Annotated in this window: 18 protein-coding genes; 7 read left to right on the top strand and 11 right to left on the bottom strand. The window is 61.9% G+C overall.

From position 1 onward, the window contains the following. The first annotated feature begins 5 nt into the window (after window positions 1-5). Both IVB45_RS13505 and ppk2 read left to right on the top strand, forming a co-directional pair. Complete coding sequence (locus IVB45_RS13505; RefSeq protein WP_027569350.1) at window positions 6-458, top strand: hypothetical protein; 453 nt, start codon at window positions 6-8, stop codon at window positions 456-458. Between the two features lie 36 nt (window positions 459-494). Further along, window positions 495-1,295, top strand: a complete 801-nt coding sequence (gene ppk2 / locus IVB45_RS13500; RefSeq protein ID WP_247282364.1) for a polyphosphate kinase 2 — start codon at window positions 495-497, stop codon at window positions 1,293-1,295. 82 nt (window positions 1,296-1,377) lie between these two features. Here ppk2 and IVB45_RS13495 read toward each other — a convergent pair whose 3' ends face one another. The 6 genes from IVB45_RS13495 to IVB45_RS13470 form a co-directional block, all read right to left on the bottom strand. Further along, window positions 1,378-1,830, bottom strand: a complete 453-nt coding sequence (locus tag IVB45_RS13495) for a hypothetical protein (RefSeq protein WP_247359645.1) — start codon at window positions 1,828-1,830, stop codon at window positions 1,378-1,380. 177 nt (window positions 1,831-2,007) lie between these two features. After that, window positions 2,008-2,445: a hypothetical protein gene (locus tag IVB45_RS13490; protein ID WP_027569347.1), complete on the bottom strand. Its 438-nt coding sequence runs from the start codon at window positions 2,443-2,445 to the stop codon at window positions 2,008-2,010. A 31-nt stretch (window positions 2,446-2,476) separates the two neighbouring features. Further along, complete coding sequence (locus IVB45_RS13485) at window positions 2,477-4,177, bottom strand: transporter (protein WP_027569346.1); 1,701 nt, start codon at window positions 4,175-4,177, stop codon at window positions 2,477-2,479. 14 nt (window positions 4,178-4,191) lie between these two features. Then, on the bottom strand, window positions 4,192-6,945 hold the full coding sequence (locus IVB45_RS13480; protein ID WP_247359646.1) for a decarboxylase: 2,754 nt from the start codon (window positions 6,943-6,945) through the stop codon (window positions 4,192-4,194). 204 nt (window positions 6,946-7,149) lie between these two features. Continuing rightward, window positions 7,150-8,859: a SulP family inorganic anion transporter gene (locus IVB45_RS13475; RefSeq protein ID WP_247359647.1), complete on the bottom strand. Its 1,710-nt coding sequence runs from the start codon at window positions 8,857-8,859 to the stop codon at window positions 7,150-7,152. Further along, window positions 8,856-9,530, bottom strand: coding sequence for a YoaK family protein (locus IVB45_RS13470; protein ID WP_027569343.1), 675 nt, complete (start codon window positions 9,528-9,530; stop codon window positions 8,856-8,858). Before IVB45_RS13470 ends, IVB45_RS13475 begins: the two co-directional genes overlap by 4 nt. A gap of 130 nt (window positions 9,531-9,660) precedes the next feature. Between IVB45_RS13470 and IVB45_RS13465 the strand changes: the two genes are divergently transcribed. The 3 genes from IVB45_RS13465 to IVB45_RS13455 are packed head-to-tail and all read left to right on the top strand — an operon-like array spanning window position 9,661 to window position 12,883. Further along, window positions 9,661-11,349 carry a transporter gene (locus tag IVB45_RS13465; RefSeq protein ID WP_027569342.1) on the top strand — a complete coding sequence of 563 codons (1,689 nt, stop codon included), beginning with the start codon at window positions 9,661-9,663 and terminating at the stop codon, window positions 11,347-11,349. 50 nt (window positions 11,350-11,399) lie between these two features. Next, entirely contained in the window at window positions 11,400-12,242 is an 843-nt protein-coding gene (locus IVB45_RS13460; RefSeq protein WP_247360153.1) for a dienelactone hydrolase family protein, read from the top strand. A 29-nt stretch (window positions 12,243-12,271) separates the two neighbouring features. Continuing rightward, window positions 12,272-12,883 carry an invasion associated locus B family protein gene (locus IVB45_RS13455; protein WP_247359648.1) on the top strand — a complete coding sequence of 204 codons (612 nt, stop codon included), beginning with the start codon at window positions 12,272-12,274 and terminating at the stop codon, window positions 12,881-12,883. Between the two features lie 12 nt (window positions 12,884-12,895). On the opposite strand, the gene IVB45_RS13450 is transcribed toward IVB45_RS13455, so the two are convergent. After that, window positions 12,896-13,270 carry a response regulator gene (locus IVB45_RS13450; RefSeq protein ID WP_247359649.1) on the bottom strand — a complete coding sequence of 125 codons (375 nt, stop codon included), beginning with the start codon at window positions 13,268-13,270 and terminating at the stop codon, window positions 12,896-12,898. Window positions 13,271-13,467: 197 nt separating this feature from the next. Next, complete coding sequence (locus tag IVB45_RS13445; RefSeq protein ID WP_247359650.1) at window positions 13,468-14,091, bottom strand: response regulator; 624 nt, start codon at window positions 14,089-14,091, stop codon at window positions 13,468-13,470. 318 nt (window positions 14,092-14,409) lie between these two features. Between IVB45_RS13445 and IVB45_RS13440 the strand changes: the two genes are divergently transcribed. After that, complete coding sequence (locus IVB45_RS13440) at window positions 14,410-15,093, top strand: helix-turn-helix domain-containing protein (RefSeq protein ID WP_027569337.1); 684 nt, start codon at window positions 14,410-14,412, stop codon at window positions 15,091-15,093. On the opposite strand, the gene IVB45_RS13435 is transcribed toward IVB45_RS13440, so the two are convergent. From IVB45_RS13435 to IVB45_RS13425, 3 genes are all read right to left on the bottom strand, one after another. Next, a complete protein-coding gene (locus IVB45_RS13435; RefSeq protein ID WP_027569336.1) occupies window positions 15,071-15,529 on the bottom strand; it encodes a potassium channel family protein in 459 nt (152 codons plus the stop codon). The genes IVB45_RS13440 and IVB45_RS13435 overlap by 23 nt on opposite strands. A 105-nt stretch (window positions 15,530-15,634) precedes the next feature. Then, the gene (locus IVB45_RS13430; RefSeq protein ID WP_247359651.1) at window positions 15,635-16,843 is read right to left on the bottom strand and encodes an acetate kinase; all 1,209 of its coding nucleotides are present in this window, start codon (window positions 16,841-16,843) and stop codon (window positions 15,635-15,637) included. Window positions 16,844-16,998: 155 nt separating this feature from the next. Beyond that, a complete protein-coding gene (locus tag IVB45_RS13425) occupies window positions 16,999-18,087 on the bottom strand; it encodes an AI-2E family transporter (RefSeq protein ID WP_247282356.1) in 1,089 nt (362 codons plus the stop codon). A 345-nt stretch (window positions 18,088-18,432) separates the two neighbouring features. On the opposite strand from IVB45_RS13425, the gene IVB45_RS13420 reads away from it, so the two are divergent. Beyond that, window positions 18,433-18,816 (top strand): hypothetical protein, encoded by a 384-nt coding sequence (locus tag IVB45_RS13420; RefSeq protein ID WP_245287850.1) that lies wholly within the window; start codon window positions 18,433-18,435, stop codon window positions 18,814-18,816. Window positions 18,817-19,077 lie beyond the last annotated feature (261 nt).

Raw genomic sequence — 19,077 nt, 5'->3', positions numbered from 1 at the left:
CAGTCATGCCCGGCATCGATGAGCTCATTCCCAACGCACTGCAAATTCGCAAGGAAGCTGCACTCGAGGAAGCCAGAAAGGCCGAGGAATATGTTCGCCTCGCCGCCGCGGCCGAAGCCGAGAAGCGCGACTTGATCGAACGGCTGAGCAAACCGTCCGGCAAATCCGAGGAGGAGAAAATCAAGCTCGCCTCGACCATCATCCAGCGCGCGGTTCGCAACGGCCTGACCGAAGTGCAGGTCTATCGCTTCCCGAACACCCTGTGCACCGACAAGGGCCGCGCGATCAACCAAATGGAGGCGGGCTGGGAGAAAACGCTGACGGGAATTCCAAAAGAGATCTTCGAGCTCTGGTCCGAATACCTCAAGCCTCGCGGCTATCGCATCGGCTATCAGGTCATCGATTTTCCTGACGGCGTGCCCGGCGACATCGGCGTCATCATTTCCTGGGGCGACTGATCACGTTTCGGCCGAGTTAAGAGAAGGCGGAGCGGCATGGCAAAGGACGAAGCCTCAGAGCGGATGAAACGCAAGGACTACGAGAAGGAGCTCGAAAAGCTCCAGATCGAGCTTTGCCATCTCCAGGATTATGTAAAGGAAAACAAGCTTCGAGTCATCGTCCTGTTCGAAGGCCGCGACGCGGCCGGCAAGGGCGGTACGATCAAGGCGATCACCGAAAAGGTCAGCCCGCGCGTATTCCGGGTGGTGGCGCTGCCGGCGCCATCGGATCGCGAAAAGACGCAGCTTTTCTTCCAGCGCTACATGAAGCAGTTTCCGGCCGGCGGCGAGATCGTGATCTTCGACCGGAGCTGGTACAATCGCGCCGGCGTCGAATATGTCATGGGGTTCTGCTCGCCCGCCGAGCACGATCGTTTCCTCGCGCTCTGCCCGCAGATGGAAAAGTACGCCATCGACGGCGGCATCATCCTGATCAAGATCTGGCTCGAGGTCGGGATGGACGAGCAGGAGCGCCGCTTCAACGCCCGCATTGACGATCCGGTGCGGCAATGGAAGCTGAGTCCGATGGACCTCGAATCCTTTAAACGCTGGTATGATTATTCGCGCGCGCGCGACCTGATGCTCAAGAAGACGAGCACGAAGGACGCGCCTTGGTACATCATTCGCTCCGACGACAAGCGGCGGGCGCGGCTGAACTGTATCGCGCACATCCTGGAGGCTATCCCGCACAAGCGGATCAAGAAGGACAAGGTGAAGCTGCCGAAGCGTTCAGACAAGGGGCGCTACAATGACCAGGCGGTCCTGCGCGGGATGAACTTCGTCACCGAACGCTATTGACGAGGTGATCGGGCCGCACGGCGGGCGCGGTCCGATCGATGCTGCCGACGGACTTCGCCGGGCCCGTCAGCAACGCATTCTTTCAATACGGGTACTGATTGGGACAGACCCAGTTGCCATACGTGTCCTGATAACAACCGTTGTTGTAGTTGTTGTTGTAGTATCCATAGGCGCCGGCGGCGGCCGCACCGACGGCAGCAGCACCGTAAGCCGCGCCTCGATAGCCATATCGCGGATAGCCTCCAGGATAACCGGCGATCGGACGGCCGGGACGGCCCGCAGCAGGGTAACCGGGGCGACCCGGACGACCGGCGATCGGATGGCTTGGCCGCGGACCTCCTGCGTAATGGCGTCCGCCTCCGCCATGGATCCGACCGGCGTGAACGGCGCCGCCATGGAAACCTCCGGCGCGCATGCCCCCTCCACCTCCGCGATAGCCGCCACCGCCTCCGCGGCGGGCATAGGCGTCATCAGGAATGAGCGTGGCCGTGAGAAGAACGAAGGTTGCAGCAAGAGCTAGGAGATAACGAAGCATGGCATGTCCTCCTCGGTATGGGTGCCGTGATCCGCTTTTCGACGATGCCTCGCGAAACGCGGTTGGCACCCGAACCTGGCGCTGATCTGCGGCCGCTTCCCTGACTTACGTGCCTGAGAGAAGCAGCCGCCATTCTGGCTTGAACGCCGCGACCGCCAAAGCGGCCCGACTGCCGCTCTAGCGCTTCAAACTTATCGTCACGCCCCCCACCGCAGCTGACAGCTCGGCTCCGACCTTCGGTCCGCTGAGCTGCAGAATCACGCCGTTGCCGTTTTGCAGCTGAACGGCACCTGCGCCGGCCGCGATGGCACCGCCCGCCCCGCCCACAGCATAGGAGCCTTCGATCGACTCCGGCCCCCTCAGGTTGAGGGCGCGGCCGACCAGCTTGGTGGTCGAGGCGCCGATCGTGAAGCCGACGCTCATGCCCGAGACGGTGAAGGGATATTTGTGGCCCCGGAGCAGCAGAACGCCCTCGCCGCCACCGACACCAACGATGAAACCGCCCTTGGTGAAGACAACGGCCACCTGACCGGTCTCTGCCCGCGAGGGCGTGCTGAAGCCGGCGACGCCTGCCAGCGAGGCGACCAGGGCGGCATAGATTGCGACTTTTCTCATGAGTTTTATTTCCTCTGGTTGTGACGCCGAGCTATTGAGCCAGGATCATCGCGAAGTAGCCGAACACGGTGAGCAGAATGCCGGACACCGCGTAGCCGACCGGGAATCCGATCCAGGGCACGGAGCTCTGGATTTCCACCGCGGCTTCACGGCACGGACCGGAGTGCGACCGCGCACCGGCAACGCCGCCCATCAACACGGCCGGATTGATTTTGAACACGTGATAGCCGATTGCCCAGACGATGAACGGCGGGATCGTGCAGGCAATGAAGCCGGCGACGAAGATCTTCAAGGCAACCGCGCCCGTGAGTTGCGCCAACAGTCCGGCGCCGGCATTGATACCGACGATGGCGACGAAGACCACGAGGCCGAGATCCTCCAGCACGTTGCGCGCCGCGTTCGGCGTATTGCCGAAGAAGCGGAGCCGCGAGACCAGCGACGAGACGATCACGCCGGACAGCAACAATCCACCGGCATTGCCGAGGCCGATCTTGGCGCCGAAGGCTGGAAATTCGATCATCCCGATCAGGAAGCCGATGATCATGCCTGAGGCAAGCGTCAACAGGTCGGTCGAGGTGTTGGTCCGCGCAATACGTCCCCACATCTCACCGAGCTCGCTGACTGCCGACTTGATGCCGACCACCGAGACGATGTCCATCCGCTGCAACTCAGTCTTGAGACCCGCAGGGATCTGTACGCCGCCACGTTCCACCTTGGTGACCTGCAGCTGGCCCGCGATGGCCGTATCGCGGAAGGATTCAAAGGTCCGTCCGGCCATCTCCTTGTTGGTGACGAGGATGTCCGCCTGATCCATGGGAATGCCGAGCGCCTTGGCGTCGGCAACCTCGGGACCGATCAGGCCCATCTTGTCGGTCAGATGTTCGGTCGAGCCGCCGAGCGCGACGACGTCGCCCTTTTGCAGGACGAATTCGGGATCGGCGCCCTGCGGCTCTCCGCCGCGCGCCACGTTGACGATGCGGTATTCGGGATTCATCACACGGAATTTGGCGATGCTCATGCCGACCTGGGCCGGGTTTTCGAGCCGGTAGGCGCGCAGGCCGAACTGCCGGTAACCCGTCAGGCCGCCGCCTTCGAGATCCTTGACGCCGAACTCCTGCTCGTACTGCCTGGCAGCCGCCTTGGCGTCGACGCCCCACCAGCGCGGCAGGTACTTGCAGATCAAGATGATGCCGACCGTGCCCCAGATGTAGGTGATGCCGTAGGACAGCGCGATCATGCCCGACGCGTCCTCGGCCTTCATGCCGTCAGGAAGCTTCACGACACCGGAGGTGATGGCTTGCTCGGCCGAACCGATCGCGGCCGACATGGTCTGCGACCCCGCCAGCATGCCGCCGGCAGCCCCGATCGGCAGCGCGAAGAGTTTTGAGCAGATGACGACAAGCGCCAGACCAAGGACGCTCGACACCAGGGCAAGGATACAGAATTTCAGCCCATCGCCCTTCAGGCTGTTGATGAAGGACGGCCCCACGCGCAGGCCGACGCCATACATGAACAGATAGTAGAAGAGGCTCTTGGCAAAGGTGTTGAGCTCAAGCTTCACGCCGTAGGTCGAGGCCCAGACCGAAAGGGCTGCGCCCACTACGATGGCGCCGGCAACCATGCCGAGGCCGTACCCCTTGATGCTGGCCCGGCCGATCCAGACGGCGAGCCCGACGACGAAGAACAGCAACAGAAACGGGTTCTGCTGCAAGAACGTGAAAAACCCTTGCATGTCCGTCCCCTTTATTATGATGCGGCCTTCAGCTTCGGCGCGGCGCCGGGCTTGGGCCGACCGATCTTTGCCAGGGCTTCGGCGCGTACGAGCTTCAGCCCTTCCTTGGCGTCGTAGCCGTGGATTTCCTTCACATCGAGCTTGCGCATGAAGTCGATGGTTTCCTGGGTGATGACCTGCCCCGGCACCATGATCGGGAAGCCAGGCGGATACGGGATCACGAAACTCGCGGAGACGAGGTCCGGCCCGGCCTTGAGGCGACGGTCGATCTCGGAATCGCCGAGCCGGATATATTCGCATCCCGCTGCGTCATAGGCCGAGTAGAAGCCGCTGCGGATGTCGCCCTCGTTGGTCTTGGTGCCGGCATCGCCACGGAAACTGTCGTGAAACTGCGAGAAGTTCGGCAGGTCGGGCACATCGGTCATCAGGCTTTTGACCCGAGCCTCGAAGGTCTTCTTCGCATTTGCGCCGCCCTGAACCAGCCCGCGGTCGACCTCGCCCGCGATCTCGGCCAGCACCCTCACCAGATGCGCAACATCGCTACGGGTGTTGTTGATGTTGGACTGGAATAGCACCGAATTGCGCGACGTCTTGTTGATCTGGATATTGTAATCATTGGCAAGGATGCCCTTGAACTGCGTGCCGTCGTAGCCGGCGGTGCCGCACACCAAGGTCATGCGGGTCGGATCAAGGCAGAACTCGTCGTCGTCCAGGCTCTTCAGGATGCTCGCCCAGTTCATGCCTGTTGCGAGATAGTCGGTGAAGCCGCTCTGGCGATATTGCGCCGGCACCATCGCGTCCGCGCCGAGAATCCGGAAGTATTTCGAGATCAGCGGATTGCCGTTGACCGCCCTGCGGATCGCGAACGCGATTTCGATTGCGTTGGCGACGAGACCGTAGCCCTCAAGCTCCATCTGGCGCCGCGAGACATCGAGGCTCGCGATGAGTTGCTGGTTGGGGCTGGTCGACGCGTGCGTAAACACCGCCTCCTTGAACTGCTGCTCGACGGTGTGGAATTCGACGTCCTTGACCGAGAGCATCGAGCCCTGCCGGATCGCCGACATCGACTTGTGGGTCGAGTTGGTCTGGTAGACGCGCAACCGAATCTGACGCGGATCCGGGATGAGACGAGTCTTGAGCAGTACCTCGTCCGACGGAGTCTTGCCGAGCTCGGCCTGCTGCTTCTCGTAAGCCGCGACCGATTTCGAGTCGTGCATCCAGGCCTCGATCTCGTTGGCGGCGCCCATCGCGGTCCGTCGCCGCAGGAACGGCGAGAAGCGCGCGAAGCCGAACCAGGCTTCGTCCCACAGGAAGATCAGATCCGGCTTGATCGCGAGACACTCCTCCATCACTCGTCGGGTGTTGTAGATGTGGCCGTCGAAGGTGCAGTTGGTCAGGTCGAGCATCTTGACGCGGTCCAGCCTGCCGTCGGCCCTCGCGTTCAACAGCGCCTGCTTGATGGTCTTCAGCGGCACCGCGCCGTACATCGAATACTCCGTCATCGGGAACGCTTCGACATAGATCGGCTGGGCGCCGGCCAGCACCATGCCGTAGTGGTGCGACTTGTGACAGTTGCGATCGACGATCGCGATGTCGCCCGGCCCAAGCAGCGCCTGCACTGCCATCTTGTTTGAAGTCGAGGTGCCGTTGGTCACGAAGAACACGCGATCGGCGCCGAGCGCTCGCGCCGCCTTGTCCTGTGCTTTCTTGATGGTGCCGGTCGGCTCCAGCAGGCTGTCGAGGCCGCCGGTGGTCGCGCTGCTTTCGGCCAGGAACAGGTTCAAGCCGTAGAACTCGCCCATATCGCGGATCCAATCCGACCTGAAGACAGACTTGCCGCGAGCGATCGGCAGCGCGTGGAACGTGCCGATCGGGCGTTGCGCGTATTTCTTGAGATTGTCGAAGAATGGCGTATCGAAGCGGTCCTGGATCCCTTCGAGGATAGAGAGATGGAGTTCGAGGAGCTCTTCGATGGAGTAGAATATCCGCCGGACCACATTGGCTTCGGGGTTCCCCGCCATTGCCTCCACGTCGCGATTCGACATCAGATAGATGTCGAGCTCGGGACGGACCCGCTTGATGACGTGCGCGAGCCGGAGCGCGGACGCGTCCGCCTCGTCATTGATGCCGGCGGCGGCGGTCATGGTGCGGAGTATCGGCGCGTCGTGACGCGAGCGCAGGCCGAAACCTTCGTTGATGACGACGGCGGCGATATTGGGGTTGAGCATTGTCGCGCAGAAGGCGTCCTCGAGGCTGCCGACGATCACCGGCTCATAGACGAAAGAATCGACCGGACGGCGCAACTTGCGCCATTCGGCAGCGAGAGCCGGCCACTTCTCGGAGGAGATGCCGGTGACGACCAACGTTTCGAAATAGGGTCGCCGAGCTGCATGTGAGCCGAAAGTCGAGGACACGAGTTCGGGTGCGTCGCCACTGCCGTCGTCCTTGGGATCCCAATCGCCGGCATGTTGGCGGAAGGATCTTGTCATCAGGGCCTGCGTAATCCGCGTCGCAAGACCAAGTGAACCCGCCGCATCCCCGGCCGAGGCCGCTTCGCGCAAAGCGGCCATCAGTTGTAGCCCAGGATACCCGTGAAACTCTTCAATGACGGAGAGATCGGCCAGTGCCGCATCGTACCTGGCGCGATCGCCGGCGCGCGCCCATGCTTTGGCTGCTTCGACCAGATCGCGCCAGTCGTCCGCCCGGCCGCCGGGCCCGGAAATGAACTGATCGATGCGCTTTTCTGCAGCCTTGGCGTCCTTGGACATGTCTCTCTCCGGATCTTTGCGATGTCGCGGCTAGGATCGTGGTGCCCGCTCACCTCGGTCTATTGATCCAAGTCAAGGGTCGAGCATCTTGAAGAGGCCTGGAGTAATTTCCGGTGCGACATCGTCCAAAGCGCTGCCGCATGACGGATCGAGGACGATGGTGAGATCGCATCAGAGCCGACCTGCCAATAAGTCGGGCGGATCCTATGGATTGGGATCAGATGATTGTCCGGTCATGCTTTCCCCGATCACGCTGTCGACCGAACGAAGCCACGCCCCGCTGTCGGTCTTTTCCGCCAGCCCCTCAGCCCGCAGCAGATCGCGCAATTGCGCGTGCGCGCCGACGATGCGGAAGGTGATATTTCGGGAGGCGAGTTCGTCATAGAGATCATGCAACATGCGCGCGCCGGCCAGATCGATGTAGGGTGATGCCGACAGATCGCAGACAACCAGCCTGACGCCGACCGATAGCGGCAAGGTGCCTAACACTGTTTCCAGGATCGTTTCAGCATTGATGTAAAGCAGCGAGGCTTCGGGTCGAAACGCGATGATGCCGACCAATGGCTCGACGCCATCGTGCCTCGCATTGTCGGAGTAACGGCCAGTACCGGGGAGCCGGCCGAGGAATGCGACATTCGGACGCGAGGCCCGCGCCAGCAGCAGAACGATCGACGCAATAGCCGCCAGCAGGACGCCTTGCAATATCCCCAGGAGCAACACGGCCAGCAGCGCAATCGCCGCGGCATGAAAGTCGATGCGGCTGACTTGCCACATTCGCAACAGCGCGCGGATGTCCACCAGCCTGTAGACGGCGGCAAAGACGATCGCCGCAAGCACTGCCTTGGGTAGGTTCGTCAACAACCCCGTGAAGAACAGCAGGCATAGCGCAAGCGTCACCGAGCAGATCACCAGGGCCAGCGGCGTGCGCGCTCCGGCATTGTCGTTGACCGCGGATTGCGACAGCCCGCCGGCCACGGGATAGCCGTGGCCGAAGGCGGTAACGAGGTTCGCCGCGCCCAGCCCCAAAAACTCCTGCCGGACATCGAGCGCATAGCCGTGTTTGGCAGCAAAGCTGCGGGCGGCGGAGACGCCTTCGATATAGGCCAGGAGCACGCATCCCGCAGCCAGCGGGAAGAGCTCGTCGGGCTCCAACAGGCCAAAACTCGGCAACCCGATAGCCGGCAATCCCTCTGGGATTTTCCCGGTGACCGGCACGCCAAGGGACGGAAGGCCAAGCAATGTCGCCACGACAATCGACAACGCCATGATCGTGAGCCCGACCGGCCTTCCGGGCAGCCGCCGTTCTCCCACCAACAGGAACAAGAGGGCGAGGGCTCCGATCGCCAGAACCAGCCAATTGATGCCGCCGAGCTGACCGGCGAGCTTGATGGCGCGATCGAAAAAATTGTGACCGCCTCCGGCGACGCCGAACAGGCTCGGCAACTGGCTCATCATGATGGTAAGTCCCGCGCCGGCCTTGAAGCCGACCAGGATACTGTCGCTCACCAGGCGGACGAGAACGCTGAGCTTGAACAACCATGCGGTCAGGCACAGCAGCGCCACCGCGCATGCGGCCAGGCTTGCGATCTCGGCGTATTTCGCCGCGTCTCCGCCGGACAATGTCCCAACCGTCGCCGCAATCATCAGCGAGATCGCCGAGGTCGGACCGACCGCAAGCTGGCGCGACGACCCGAGCAGCGCATAGCCGATGCCGCCGAGCATGTAGCCGTAGATTCCGATCTGGGGCGGCAGGCCCGCCAGCGTGGCATAGGCCAGTGACACGGGGATCGCATAAGCCGCGAGGGTGATTCCGGCGATCGCGTCCGAACGCAGCCAGGCACTGTGATACCCCGCCAGCCAAGCCGCGGGCGGAAACAGGAAGGGCCGGCGCGATCTACGGTCCGATGAGGTCATGGGCTGGCCTCGTCGTCCGGACTTTCGCAACGCAACAGCACAACCAGGAGCGCGATCACGGGGACACCGAGCGCCAGGTCCGGGATCTGCTTGGTCGCGAAGGCGCCAAGAGCGGCGCCAAGGCCGAACGTGATGCACAAGACAGCAAAAATGCCTGGCGGCCGTAGCGAGCCATTCCGGGAGGCCACAGCGAACATGCCTTCAATCGCTTGCCGCATGTTGCCCGTGATCATGACGGAGCTGTAGAGCACGCCCTCAACCCTCGTGAAAACGGCGCTCTGTACGGCGGCGACGAACGAAATCCCAAGCGTTCCCGCGAGATCCGGCAAGCGATTGTGCAAGACTGCGATGATGACGAGCAGGAGAATCTCGAGCAGCGTGCTGATGGCACTGGCGCGCTCGCGCGCCGCCCGACGCAGCCATGACGCGGCGACAATACCGACCGCGAACGCAAGGATCGGTGGGACGAAGTGGAGCGCCTTCGTCCAGTCGCCGACCGAGCCATAAACCCACAGCAGGACGAGATTGGCCGTCTGGGCGTTAGCCATGACGCCGTGGATGATCCACGTATAGGCGTCGAGGTAGCCACCGGTGAAGGCCAGCAACAGCGCGACTGGCAGCGTTTCGTCGCGGCGTATCGACGAAGCAGCGGTGGCATCCATCGTGCTCATGTCCCAACGTCGGGTTCTGAAATCCTGCGCTTGAATAGGGAGCGTCTGGCCGATCGCGAGGGTTGATCTGGATCAAGCATCGCCGGGTATCACCAACCAGATTGGCGCAAATGGCTGGAGGGCCTGCACCATGAGCACGGTCAGATGGATCATCTCCGCCGCTCCGGAAATCTTCCTGCTGCTGTCAGTCGCGCTCGGGACCATCCTTGGCCGCGTCCGGATCCGCGGCTTTTCGATCGGCACCACGGCGTGCACGCTCATCGTTGCCGTCCTGATCGGGCAGCTCGGCACCTTCACGTTTCCTTCCCTGCTCAGGGTCATTCTCTTCAGCCTGTTCGTGTTCACGATCGGCTACCGGTCCGGACCCGAGTTCTTTGCCTCGCTGAGCATCCGGACCCTGGCTCAGGTCGCGCTCGCGCTCGTGCTTGGTGGTACCGGCCTCATCATCGTTCTCGTATTTGCCCATGTGTTCGCGCTCGGTCCCGGCACCGCCTCCGGTCTTGCAGCGGGAGCTCTGACACAGTCGTCGGTCATCGGCACCGCATCTGGCGCGCTAGCCCAGCTTGGACTGGCCAAAGAGGTGCTGCAGCAGCAGGACGCCAATATCGCCGCCGGCTACGCCGTCACCTACGTGCTCGGCTATATCCTCACGCTCCTGTACGTGCCGTTTGTCGCGCCGAAATTGATGGGGATCGATCTGAAAGCGGAAGCTGCAAAGCTCGAGGCGGAGCTTTCGGGTGGCAACCCGCAACAAAATGAGAATCTGCATTATCGAAAATTCCAGGCGCGCGCGTACCGGGTGTCGGCAGCGGCGGGACGGACCGTCGGCGCCGTCGAAGACGAGATCGGCAGCCGCAGCGTGATCGAGCGGATCGTGCGCCAGGGCGCCGATGTCGAGCCGCATCGCGACACCGTCCTTCAAGTGAGCGACGACATCGTCATCGCGGGACGCACCGCCGCCATTGTCGCCGCGAAACCGATCGTTGGCACAGAAATCGACGCCGATGAGATCCTGAAGGCGCTTCCGGGCAACGTGATCGACGTCCTTGTCGACAATCGCAAGCTCCATGGCCGCTCCGTCAAGGACGTGGCCGATCGTGTCGGCGATGCCGCACGAGGCGTGTTCCTCCGAACCTTGACGCGAATGGGACGTGAAGTCCCCTTGAGCGCGGACACCCGCGTCTATGTCGGTGACGTCATGACGCTGGTCGGCAGCACCCGCAACATCGAGCGCGCCGCCTCGCATGTAGGACAGATTCTGCGCTCCGAAGATCGCACCGACATTGCATTCCTTGCCGCAGGCATCGCCGTGGGTCTGCTCGCCGGTCTCGCAAGCGTAAAGATCGGGTCGGTGCCCCTGACGTTGGGAGGTGGCGGCGGCGCCCTGATTGCGGGGCTCTTCTGCGGCTGGCTACGCTCGCGGCGGCCGACAATGGGCGCAATGCCGCCCGCAGCGCAGCAGACGCTGAGCGATCTCGGCCTTGGCGGCTTCATCGCGGCGATCGGGCTCGGCAACGGCCACGCAGCCTGGGTCGCGATCCAGTCGCAAGGCATGCTGCTGGTCGGCATGGGCCTGGTGGTCACGCTGGTGCCGCTGATCGTGACGACCCTGTTTGCCCATCGCGTGCTCCGCATGAACCCGGTCATCATCTGCGGCGCGCTGGCCGGCGCCATGACCGTCGACGCCGCCGTTACCGGCGCCTGCGAAGTTGCAGAAAGCCAGACGCCCGTGCTCGGGGTCGCCGTGCCTTACGCTGTCGGCAATGTTGTGCTGACCGTGCTTGGACCGATCATCGTGGCCAGCACTTTCGCCGGTTGAAGGAGGCGCGCGTGAATTTGCGGTCAACAGTGACCTACCTGGCGGCGGCATTGAGCATTTCGGCCTGCTTTTTTGCCCCTGTACGCGCCGACGACAATGTCCGGATCCAGGAAGAGATGTGGGCCCTGCCGCTACCGCTGCCGATGTTCGCCTATGTCGTGCGGCCCGTCGGCGACGGCCCCTTCCCGCTGGCGATCATGAACCACGGCGTGTCGCTCAAGGCCGTCGATCGCAGCTTCTTCCCGCTGGTGGAGTTCCGCGACGCCGCCAAGTGGTTTGCCAAGCGCGGCTACCTCGTGGTGGCACCAGTCGGCACCGGCTACGGCGCAGCCGCGATCGATATTCCCGAGCACGGTCTCTATGGACCGTTCTTCTCCAAGGTCGGAAACTGCACCAATCCGAACTTCCACGACGCCGGGCGTGCGGTGGCGCAGGTCGATCTCTGGATCATCGACTACATGGTGGCCGAGAAACGCGTTCTGCCGATGGACGTGGTCGTCGTCGGACAGTCCGCGGGCGGCTGGGCGTCCATTGCGCTCTCGAGCGCAAACCCACCGCAGGTGAAGGCAATCATCACGTTCGCCGCAGGACGCGGCGGGCGCGTCGACGGCAAACCCAACAACAATTGCGCACCGGACAAGCTGGTCGAAGCAACTGCCGATTTCGGCCGAACCTCGCGGGTGCCAATGCTGTGGTTCTATATCGAGAACGACACGTTTTTCGGTCCGGCCTTGTCGAAGCGCATGCATGACGCCTTTACCGCTGCCGGCGGCAGGGCCGAATATCATCTGATGCCGCCCTTTGGCAACGAAGGGCATTTCTTCATCGGCTCGCCCGACACGATCGCGACGTGGTCACCACTGGTCGAAAAATTCCTCAATGCGCAAAAGTAGCCGCAGACGCCGACGCCTGGAGGCGCAATATGATCAACCCTGCTCTCAAGCCGCGACGTAAGCCTACGCGAGCCCATCTGTTGCTTTTGTTCGCAACGGCTATTGCCGCACCCGCTTCGTCCCAGAATGCTGCAGCGCAACAGCATGCGCGCGAGGCAAAACCCACCGAATTCGCGCCTCGCGGACAGCGCGAAGCCAGAGACATCACCTATGGCGACTGGCGGAAGCTTTGCGTCAAGCCCGGCGGTGCGCCGATGCTGTGCCGGACCTCGATCACCGGCAAGTTTGCAACGGGCCAGATGGCGGTGCGCGTGGACCTGATCGAGCGTGACGCCGACCCCACTGCCCGGCTACAAGTGTTTGTCCCCGTCGGGATGTATCTGCAACGGCCTGCCAAGCTGACCGTCGATCAGGGACATTCCCAGTCGTTGCCCTACACCTGGTGCCTGAGCAATGCCTGTATCGCCGCCGACGCCGCCGATCCCAAGTTCGTCAAGGACATGGAAGCCGGCAAGGCGCTGGTGCTCGAGGTCACCGATTCCAATCTTCTGTCTCTGACGACATCGTTGCCGCTGGCACAATTCGCCTCAGCTCACAATGGCGCGCCCGCTCAGACGCTGGAGCAGGATATCGAGGAGTGAGCAACGGCGAGATCAGTTATGCCCGGCGCAGGCGCGTTCAATGGAGTCGATGAGTGCGCTTGCCGCGAAGGGCTTGGCCAGATAGGCGGCGCACCCGGACTGAATCGCGGCCACTTGATTCGCCTGGCAGTCGTTGCCGGTAATGTAGATGATGGGGGTCGTGGCACCCTCGCTAGCGAGCCTGCGGCGAAGTGAGATGCCCGACTCTCCGTTCAGATTGATATCCAGAACGATGCAGCACGCCTCGTCGAAGCAGCCATAACGAAGCAGCGCGGCGGCGGAATCAAAAGCAACCGCATCAAAGCCGTGCTTCCGAAGCAGCCGCTCCAAGCTTCGGCGCATCGATGAATCATCATCCACGACGTAAATCGACTTACGTGCAAACAATGGACCCGTCTTTCTGATTGGAAACCCGGCACTTGCGTCGCAACGACGCTACGCGGCAATGGTTCCTGCGCTAATCCGACGGCTAACGACGCCGGTATGTAGGCGGTCCAGGCCGAACTATGTCAATAACATTTCATATTGGCCCATCGTACAGGTCTCACCGCAGACCTGACGAAGCGCACGAAAATAGGCCTGCACTACGCCTTTTCCGAATCCAGAAGGCCGAGCCGCTCGGCAGCGGACACCAGTTCGGCAAACGACAGTACCTGCATCTTAGTCATCACTTGGTGGCGGTGCGCTTTCACCGTACGTTCGGTCGTTCCAAGCTCATAGGCGATCTGCTTGTTGATTTTACCGCGTACGATCAGGTCGAACACCTGTCGTTCACGCCGCGACAGAGACGTCAAGCGAGAACGCAGCGAATCGAGCTTGCTCTGTTGGCTGCGCACCGCCTCCTGTTGAGCCATCGCGCGCTCAATCGCATCGATCAACTGTTCTGACGATACCGGCTTGGTCAGAAAGTCCTCCGCGCCGGCCTTGATCGCACGGACCGTCGTCGCGGTATCGGCATGTCCAGTCAGGAAGACGATGGGCAGCGGCGACTGGCATTGGACGAGCGAGGTTTGCAACTCCGGCCCGCTCAGGCCCGGAAGCTGCACATCAAGCAAGATACATCCCGGATGGCTGGACCCTGGCGGATCATCCAGTAGCTGCTGCGCGGACGCGTAGGTCACAACTTCATACCCGGCCAGTTTGAGTCGACGCTGGATCGCCATCCGGAAGGATGCGTCGTCGTCCACGACATAAACGAAGCCGGGCAAGTTTTTCTCCCTCGACGGGTACTTCAAATGCAGCAACCAGACGTGCCGTTAATGCCTGAGCAAAGCAGCCAGATTGGGATGCCACAACCGCGAACGGAGCGTCCGTTTTCGGCATATTGCCGCACCATCTGACAGACACTCTGACGGGTTCTCAATCCAGCGCATCGAACCCTACCTGTACCTTGGTACAATGCACCTACAGACAATGGTTGAAAACCCCACTTATGACCTAAACAACCCTCGCGGGAAGCGGATTTTCGGCGGCTCCTTACTCCCGGCCATGGAAATATCGCGCCACCATCAGTTCGGGAGTTGGCCATGTTCGTTCGCACCGCTGCCGACGCCTCTTCGCCGCTTCATTCGCTCCGGGAGCTCGGGCTAAACACCGAGTCAAATCCAATCATCAGTCTAAACGAATTTACCTATAAGAAGGGCTCGGAAGTCTACGGCGAAAAGGAGGCCGCGGAGTACGTCTATCAGGTGAAGAAGGGTGCTGTGCGGAGCTACAAGCTCCTGTCGGACGGCCGACGCCAAATCGGCGCATTTCACCTTGCGGGCGACATCTTCGGGCTGGAAAACGGCAGCGCGCACAGGTTCACGACGGAAGCGATCGTCGACACCACGGTTCGCCTCGTGAGGCGCCAAAGTCTCGAGCTGGTTGCGCAGGACGACGCCGTGGTGGCTCGTAACCTGCTGAGCATGACCACGACCAACCTTCAGCATGCGGAAGACCATATGCTGCTGCTCGGCCGCAAGACGTCGCTGGAGCGGGTCGCAGCCTTCCTGATCGAGATGGACAAGCGGCTGACGGCCGCCGGGATCATGGCGCTGCCGATGTCGCGGCGCGATATCGCTGACTATCTCGGATTAACGCTGGAAACCGTATCCCGGGCACTTTCGCGGTTGCATGAGCTCGGCATCCTCGGCTTCATCGGAAACACCCAGCGCCAGATCGTGCTGCTGGACAGGCTGAAGCTCGCTAGCCTCGATCTCCAGAATTAGACTGTGGCGCCGCGATCGCCGCAAGATGCTCCACCGTCTTGCGCAGCACCTCGAAAAGAACTGCGGTTGACCAACCAAACATCAGGATGCCGTTCATCGCTGTCATGGGTCCCGTCAGCCGCCACCCCGCGGCGGGCGTGATGTCCCCATAGCCGAGCGTGGTGTAGTTCACGAAGGTGAAATATAGCAGATCGCTCCCCGAAGGTGCCGCGCCGACCGTCGCATAGGCGAGCGCCCAAATGAGAACCTCGACAGTGTGCGCAACCATCAAAATGACAGCAGTGGTGACCATCACGGCCATCAGGTGCGACCGGGGCCGCGCCGTATGCTTCAAGCCAGCGGTACGAGCGATGTCGATGGCCGCAACGGTCACCAGCGCGTGAATCATGATGTTGATCACGCTGATCAAGGTACCGAGCAGGAACTGGACCGCCATTGCGCACTCCTAGCGCGGACATCGAAGAAGTCGTCCGATGATCCGGCAAGCGCCGACCACCAAAGCTCTCTACGTTTGACTGCAACCCCGATCAAGCAGAACCGATCACGATGCCCCCTTTGATGCTGTCGCGCTGCTGTTCATCAGCAGCGCCAACGTGTGTCTCGCGATCATGAGATCCACGTCGGACGGCACGACGTAAACCGGAATGCGGCTCGCTGAAGACGATATCAGCTGCGATTGCCGCGCGTTCTGCGCCACATCAAGCTCGACACCGAGCCATGCGAGCCGCTCCGCCACGCGCAAACGGATCGACGCGGAGCTTTCGCCGATCCCGGCGGTGAAGACGAACGCATCGAGCCCCTGCAACGCAGCTGAGAGCATACCGGCGTTAAGGCCGACCCAGTGAGCGAAATAGTCGATCGCGAATTTCGCGTTGACATCTTCACTTGCCTCGAGCTGACGGATATCGCCGCTGAGGCCCGAGAGGCCGTTCAGCCCGCAATCCCCGTGGAGAAACTCCTGCACCCTGGACGCCGCCATTCCCTTTTCCGAGATGAGATAGAGCACAACTCCCGCGTCGATCTGCCCTGGTCGCGCTTCCATCGGCAGTCCGTCGATCGCGGTGAAGCCCATGGTGCTCTCGACGCTCCGTCCTCCATGGAGGGCGCACATTGATGCCCCGCTCCCGAGATGCGCGACAATCACGCGTCCCATCGCAATTTCCGGCGCAACCCTCAGCAAGGTCTTCGCGATGTATTCGTAGGAGAGGCCATGAAATCCATAGCGCCGTACGCCCTCGGCATGAAGCCCACGAGGGATCGCGTAGTGATCGGCCACCGCAGCATGGGCTCGATGAAATGCGGTCTCGAAGCAGGCGACCTGCGGCAGCGTTGGGAAGTCGGTCAGGATCGATCGTATGGGCGCCAGATTATGCGGCAGATGAAGCGGCGCCAACGCGGTCATTCCTTCCAGGCGCGCCAGGATCCCATGATCAATCAGGACCGGCCGGTCATGCTCTGCACCGCCGTGAACGACGCGGTGCCCGATAGCAATGGGGCTGATATGAAGCTCATCCCGCAACCAGGCGCCTGCAATGTTCAGTGCGGCCAGAATATCCGGCACTGCGTCGATCGGATAGGCGCGATTGGCAAGCGGATCGCCGCCGGCGCTGCTCGCCTGCAGTCGCGGGCAACGCCCGATCCCGTCGATCCGTCCCTTGATCTGTTGCCGCAGGCTTCCTTCTCCTTCGATCGAATAGATCCGGAACCTGAGGCGGGAAGAGCCGGCATCGATGACAAGGATGGTATCCATGGCACTCACGTCGCACTCGTCGGAGCATGTCGAAGCCTTGCATCAGCACCGGCGGCCACAGCAGCCGGACCAGGCGGGCCAGACATTTCCACCACCACGTTCCGACCTCGTGGTTGTATCGCTTTACCTGAAAGGCTCGGTCGAATTGATATGGGTCAAAGCTCGATCGCCAGTTTCGCCGGCACGGCACGTTCGGTACGAATCCAGGCCACCGTCAGCTCCCAGACCACAGATAGGATGATAGGTCCGATGAAGAGGCCGATGATCCCATGGAAGAGGGTTCCTCCGATCACCCCGATCAGGATCACGAGCGCTGGCGTGGTCAGGCCGCGGCCCATGACAAGTGGTTTCAGGATGTTGTCGAGAACCGAAACGATCACGAAAAACACCGTCAGCAGGAGCGCGATCGGAAATTCCTTGTCGGTCCAGATCCAGATGATGACCGGCAGGATGACAATAGCGCCGCCTATTTGCACGATCGACAACAACAACACCGCAAATGCCAGCAGCCCCGCGCTGGCGATGCCGGCCACCTTGAATCCGATGCCCGCCAGCAATGCCTGGATGATGGCGACGCCGATCACGCCTTGGGCCACAGCACGGATCGTGGCACCTGCCAGGTCGAGAAAGTGCTCGCTCTGGTCGGGCACGACGCGCGACAGAAAGCTGCGCCCCGCCCCCACGAGCTGAGGTCCATACGGAAACAGCACCCCGGCCACCGCCACCGACAACAGAAACTTGACCGTACCTACCCCGGCATTGCCTGCAAATCCGAGCAGGGTCGCCGCGAATGGCTTCAGGTAGGGCACCACAGCGCGCAAGAGCGATCGGAGATTGGTCGTCGCTTGGTCCCAGAGATCGAAGAGCTGAGGGCCGATGACGGGCCAATCCTTGAGAGACTGCGGCGGCGAAGGCACGTGCAGTTCGCCAGCCGTCATTTGGGCGGCAAGATCGGTGATCCCGTCGACCGCGCCCATGCCCAGCCAGGTCGCGGGTCCGATCACAACAGCAAGATTGACGAGAGTAAGGATCGTTGCTGCAAGCTTCGGTCGGCCACCGAGAATGTCACTGAGGCGCCGAAACACCGGATTAAGGGCAGCGGCAAGCACGACACTCCAGGCCAATATGGGCACGAATGGGCGGACCAGGAGGAGCGCCCAGATGAGCAACAGCCCCAGCAACCCCAGCCGGATGAGAAGCTGGATGATCTCGTCTCCGGAGAATATCTGGCGGAGTGTTTTCACGGACTCGCCTTCAGCTCATGCCGCGCATGCTGAGGCGAACTAGCCCCTGCTCTCGCTCAGCTGGCTTGATCCAGATCAAGCGTCGCGGCTCTCCTACAGCTGAAGTCCGGGCGGGTTCAGCTCACGCTTGGCCTCAAACACTGTAACGATCGCAACATTTCATATGCACGGTCATGCCGCCGGCGCGACGGAATCCCTCCCTCGCCGGTCAGTCGAGATTTCAACGCGGTGGAGGACATTATGAGGTTCATCAAAGGGGCATTGGCAGCATTTCTTACTGTCGCGAGCGCCATGATTTCCGTACCCGAAAGCGAAGCAGCGCCTTTGCCCACCAATGTTGGCGCGATGAGAGCCACGCTTGATAACGACGTGATGAAAGTGCGCTACGGAGGCTGGGGTTATCGCGGCGGATGGGGCGGAGGTTACCGCGGAGCGGGATTGGGCTATCGTGGCTTGGGGTATCGCGGCGTCGGATATGGCTACAGAGGTTACGGATCTAGAGGCTACCGTGGCTGGGGCGCCGGCGCAGTGGTCGCGGGGGCGGTCGTCGGTGGCGCGATCGCAAGCTCCGGCTACTATGGTGCATATCCCTACTACGGCGGCGGATACTCCTCTTACGGCGGAGGATACGGCTATGATTATTGTCCGCCCAGTGCCTACAGCGCCTACGGAAGCTATGGCGGTTATGGCGGCTACTACGCGAGGCGGAGCTACTATTCCGGCTGGTAGATTTGCCTCGGATTCTCTCGAGCACACGCGCGCTTGTTGTCGCCGTGGCGCAATGGCAGCGCGAGCGCGATACCTCCATTGATCTGGATCAGCACGCAGGCAGGAGCGCTGACATCGACTTGCGGTTTCGAACAGAGGAGGCGCATCGGACTAGCAGCTGCATTCATGACGACCGAGCTGGTTCTCGCGAGTCCTGAAAGCGCCAACGTCATTATATACTGCCAAAACGTGGACTATCCGGCGCATTGCGTCGCGAGGCCA

Source organism: Bradyrhizobium sp. 4 (assembly GCF_023100905.1).
GTDB lineage: Bacteria > Pseudomonadota > Alphaproteobacteria > Rhizobiales > Xanthobacteraceae > Bradyrhizobium.
This window is presented reverse-complemented; position numbering and strand designations above follow the sequence as displayed.

What these genes read in the sequence shown, in the direction of transcription:
- IVB45_RS13505 (WP_027569350.1), top strand. Translation starts at nt 6, where the DNA reads ATGCCCGGCATCGATGAGCTCATTCCCAACGCACTGCAAATTCGCAAG.
- ppk2 (WP_247282364.1), top strand. Translation starts at nt 495, where the DNA reads ATGGCAAAGGACGAAGCCTCAGAGCGGATGAAACGCAAGGACTACGAG.
- IVB45_RS13495 (WP_247359645.1), bottom strand. Translation starts at nt 1,830, where the DNA reads ATGCTTCGTTATCTCCTAGCTCTTGCTGCAACCTTCGTTCTTCTCACG.
- IVB45_RS13490 (WP_027569347.1), bottom strand. Translation starts at nt 2,445, where the DNA reads ATGAGAAAAGTCGCAATCTATGCCGCCCTGGTCGCCTCGCTGGCAGGC.
- IVB45_RS13485 (WP_027569346.1), bottom strand. Translation starts at nt 4,177, where the DNA reads ATGCAAGGGTTTTTCACGTTCTTGCAGCAGAACCCGTTTCTGTTGCTG.
- IVB45_RS13480 (WP_247359646.1), bottom strand. Translation starts at nt 6,945, where the DNA reads ATGTCCAAGGACGCCAAGGCTGCAGAAAAGCGCATCGATCAGTTCATT.
- IVB45_RS13475 (WP_247359647.1), bottom strand. Translation starts at nt 8,859, where the DNA reads ATGACCTCATCGGACCGTAGATCGCGCCGGCCCTTCCTGTTTCCGCCC.
- IVB45_RS13470 (WP_027569343.1), bottom strand. Translation starts at nt 9,530, where the DNA reads ATGAGCACGATGGATGCCACCGCTGCTTCGTCGATACGCCGCGACGAA.
- IVB45_RS13465 (WP_027569342.1), top strand. Translation starts at nt 9,661, where the DNA reads ATGAGCACGGTCAGATGGATCATCTCCGCCGCTCCGGAAATCTTCCTG.
- IVB45_RS13455 (WP_247359648.1), top strand. Translation starts at nt 12,272, where the DNA reads ATGATCAACCCTGCTCTCAAGCCGCGACGTAAGCCTACGCGAGCCCAT.
- IVB45_RS13440 (WP_027569337.1), top strand. Translation starts at nt 14,410, where the DNA reads ATGTTCGTTCGCACCGCTGCCGACGCCTCTTCGCCGCTTCATTCGCTC.
- IVB45_RS13435 (WP_027569336.1), bottom strand. Translation starts at nt 15,529, where the DNA reads ATGGCGGTCCAGTTCCTGCTCGGTACCTTGATCAGCGTGATCAACATC.
- IVB45_RS13430 (WP_247359651.1), bottom strand. Translation starts at nt 16,843, where the DNA reads ATGGATACCATCCTTGTCATCGATGCCGGCTCTTCCCGCCTCAGGTTC.
- IVB45_RS13420 (WP_245287850.1), top strand. Translation starts at nt 18,433, where the DNA reads ATGAGAGCCACGCTTGATAACGACGTGATGAAAGTGCGCTACGGAGGC.